Annotated in this window: 3 protein-coding genes; 1 reads left to right on the forward strand and 2 read right to left on the reverse strand. The window is 53.9% G+C overall.

Going from position 1 to position 3118, the window contains the following annotated elements:
- Nucleotides 1-331: starvation-sensing protein RspA (locus tag OXG87_18420; protein MCY3871529.1), on the reverse strand; the 331-nt coding region annotated here is incomplete at its 3' end.
- Nucleotides 332-346: 15 nt separating this feature from the next.
- Nucleotides 347-1387 carry an Ldh family oxidoreductase gene (locus OXG87_18425; protein MCY3871530.1) on the reverse strand — a complete coding sequence of 347 codons (1041 nt, stop codon included), beginning with the start codon at nt 1385-1387 and terminating at the stop codon, nt 347-349.
- 148 nt (nt 1388-1535) lie between these two features.
- Here OXG87_18425 and OXG87_18430 point away from each other — a divergent pair, with 148 nt between their 5' ends.
- Nucleotides 1536-3095 (forward strand): hypothetical protein, encoded by a 1560-nt coding sequence (locus tag OXG87_18430; protein ID MCY3871531.1) that lies wholly within the window; start codon nt 1536-1538, stop codon nt 3093-3095.
- Nucleotides 3096-3118 lie beyond the last annotated feature (23 nt).

Consider the following 3118-nt stretch of genomic DNA (forward strand, 5'->3'; position numbering starts at 1 on the left):
CTGGCGTTCCCGCGGGCTGGCGCTTATTATCCCGCCGAGCCTGGCCCACCCCCGATATGGCATTATTGAGCACGGGACCAGTTCGCCAGTACCCATTGACCATGCTCATCTGCCAGATTTCCTCAATGCGATCCACATCGCGTCCCATAACAAAAGGCTTGAGATGTTTTTCAATAGCCGTACGCACCGCGTGAAATCGCTGCGTAAATGTCGCACAACCCAACCCGTAAAGCCCGGGTTCCGACGTAATAACTTTGACAATAACGAGCCGCGAACCCGCAGGCTGCGTCACAATAGTTTTGACATCTTTAATGGTTACAATTTCTGACATGTTTATTCCAATCTTTTACATTCCTTCGGGCAACGCGAGATCAAAGCGCTGCGCGGCTTTGCGGAGTTTTTCCGCCGTACCCGCTGGAATGGGAATACCTTCGACAGACCGTTCGGCAAGGGTGCGATTTTCGGGCTCGCCGGGCATGAGGATATCGTCAAAACCATCTGCTCTGGGCAGTGCTTTGAGTTCATCGATCAAATTATCAACGTGGTCTTTGTAATCATCCACATCGACAAAAAAGGAAATATCAATCGCAGCGACAATGCCGTTTTGCTTTTTTAAACTCTCGCCCCCGCGCAATACGGGAACGAGCAGAGGATTATCGACCATCAAACTGGACAAACACTGAAAAATAAGGGCAAGACCCGATCCCTTGGGGCCACCTGCCGGACGCAAGATAACACCCTTACGCGCATCCGTCGTCGGATTGCCCTCGGCATCAAGTGCCCAATCTTCGCCCAGCGGCACGCCCTTATCCTGCGCGAGTTGAAGTTTGCCACCCGCTGCCACACTGGTCGCCATATCGAGACTGATGGGATCGCGTTTGTTTGCCGGAACCGCAACGGCTATCGGGCTATTGTGAACGCCCGCTGCCTTCGCACCAAAAGGGGTCATATTGGGCGGACTGCAAACAATGGCAATACCCGCAAAGCCCTCCTGTGCCGCCATCAAAGAATAATAAGCCATCGCGCCCTGATGTGTAACGTCGCTGAGCAACACCCATCCGATCCCCACATTTTTGGCCTTCTCAATGGCTTTTTTCATCGCGGGAACAGTCGCCACAGGTCCAAGAGCGCGGTCACAGGCGATATGGGCAACCGCTGGCGACTCTTTCACGACGCGAATATTGGGCCGGGGATTCATCGCGCCTGTCTCAATATTGTTGAGATACGAGATAACACGCAAAACCCCGTGCGAATCAACCCCGCGCAGATTCGCCCAAATGAGCACTTCTGCTTCTATGGCGGCGTCTTCGGGCGGCATACCCGCGTTTTCAAAAACCGATTGGATAAACGGTTCGAGGTGTTCTGCGCGAATGCGAATGTCCGACATGGCAATCCTTTCCAATAGGCTTCAAGAGACCTTGACTTTGAAATTTTTTTCCGCTATGCTGTCTGACAAATTAGTTTCGCGTTTTCGAAGCGTCAAGATAATAAATCCCAACGGCAAAAAAGAAAAACAACTTCTGGAGGGCCTACTTATGAAACAGTGCTTTGAACATTATCGGACATTGCGAAAAGAGATGGATGCGTGGTTAGATCAAAGCCGTCGTATGGACCCGCCGAGCAGACATGGCGGAGGCGAAGATGAAGCGAACTATTCGCTGGCATGGTTCCCCCACTATCTCATCACCGGAAATGACGAAGTGCGGGAGCACTTTGAACACCTGCGCGATATGCTCGCCGGATGGGTGGAACGGGACTGTCTGCACGGTTATGAACCCGAAGCCGAAGCCCATCACGGAACCGAACCCTTTCTGCTCTTTTTGCCGCGTTACCTCGGATTATTTTCTGAAGACGAAAAAGCAAACGCACTACTACAAGACGCAGCCGAACACATCGGCAACTGGGTCGAAGGCATTCCCGAATGGTTTGACTGGGAGCGCAACCGGTTTTACGGATATTATATTGGCACGCGCACAGTAGGACGAGACGACGGCTATGATGCCGAAATTGCCGAGCACTTCCGCTTTGTCCACATTGCCCTTGCCGCACATAGAATGACGGGACAAGACCGGTACCTGGACTGGGCATTGCAATACGGCAGACGTCGGGCAGAAATGATTGTCGCCATACCAGATGGCCCCTTGCCCATTGCCTGGGATGCAAACGGACAACCGAAATTTGGCAAGCAGGCGACTGGACAACAAAAAAAGGCGGCACAAGCCGGGCATCACGTCCCTGGCGACCCGCTCATCGGAGTCGAAGTACTGCTGGCTTCTGGCGTCATATACGCACTGGGCGATCTATTCGAAGCATCGGGAGACGCTGTATTTCACCAGGCGGCGCGGCGAATTGCAGAATCGATGGTCAACGAATTGCTGGATCCGTATTCGGACCCCGGCGCGGCGGCGATCTCCCATTTTCGGCGGCAATTCTCCGATCCCTCTCTGGACGAGGCAATTCAGGCGCAAATCGCGCATTTTCCCGATCTGCAAGAAGGCGAAATAGCCATGGTCTTTCCACAGGCGCGCCGCCGCGATTGGCCCGGCGTGGGCAAGCGCAACGACATGACGTATTGGGGTATTTGGAATGGCGACGGCTCCGTAACCCCCACAACAGAACCGAGCACCGCAGCACTAACGCTGGCATATCAGGTGACGGGTGATGAGCACTATGCCGAGCGCGCATTAAAGCAGGCAGCAGACAAGCTGACGATGGCGCGTCGGGTGCTGCGCGGTGGTCGAGAACACGCCGATATGGGTGGCGCGATCTGTTCGACAGCGGCTGGACACGGGCGCAACTGGGGCATTGGACCCGTGACTGGATGTTACGGCCCATTGCTTTTGGGCACGCGAGAAGTAAAAAGCAAAGTAACGCCAACAGTCGAAGTGAAACACGCCAATGGCGAGCGCGGTGTTCCCCAACAAATCCTTCCGCTTGTGATCCATTCCGGAACAGATGTAGATGGCGTAATGTTTTACAATGGCGGCGATTCAGACATCTCATTCTCGTGGCGATTTGAGGACAACGGCTGGCAGGTCCTCACAGTGGAAGCTGGCGCAGTTGCCAATTGTGGTGTGACAGGAGTCATGGCATGAAATATCGCACACTGGGACAGACT

Source organism: Gemmatimonadota bacterium (genome assembly GCA_026706845.1).
Taxonomy (GTDB): Bacteria; Latescibacterota; UBA2968; order UBA2968; family UBA2968; genus VXRD01.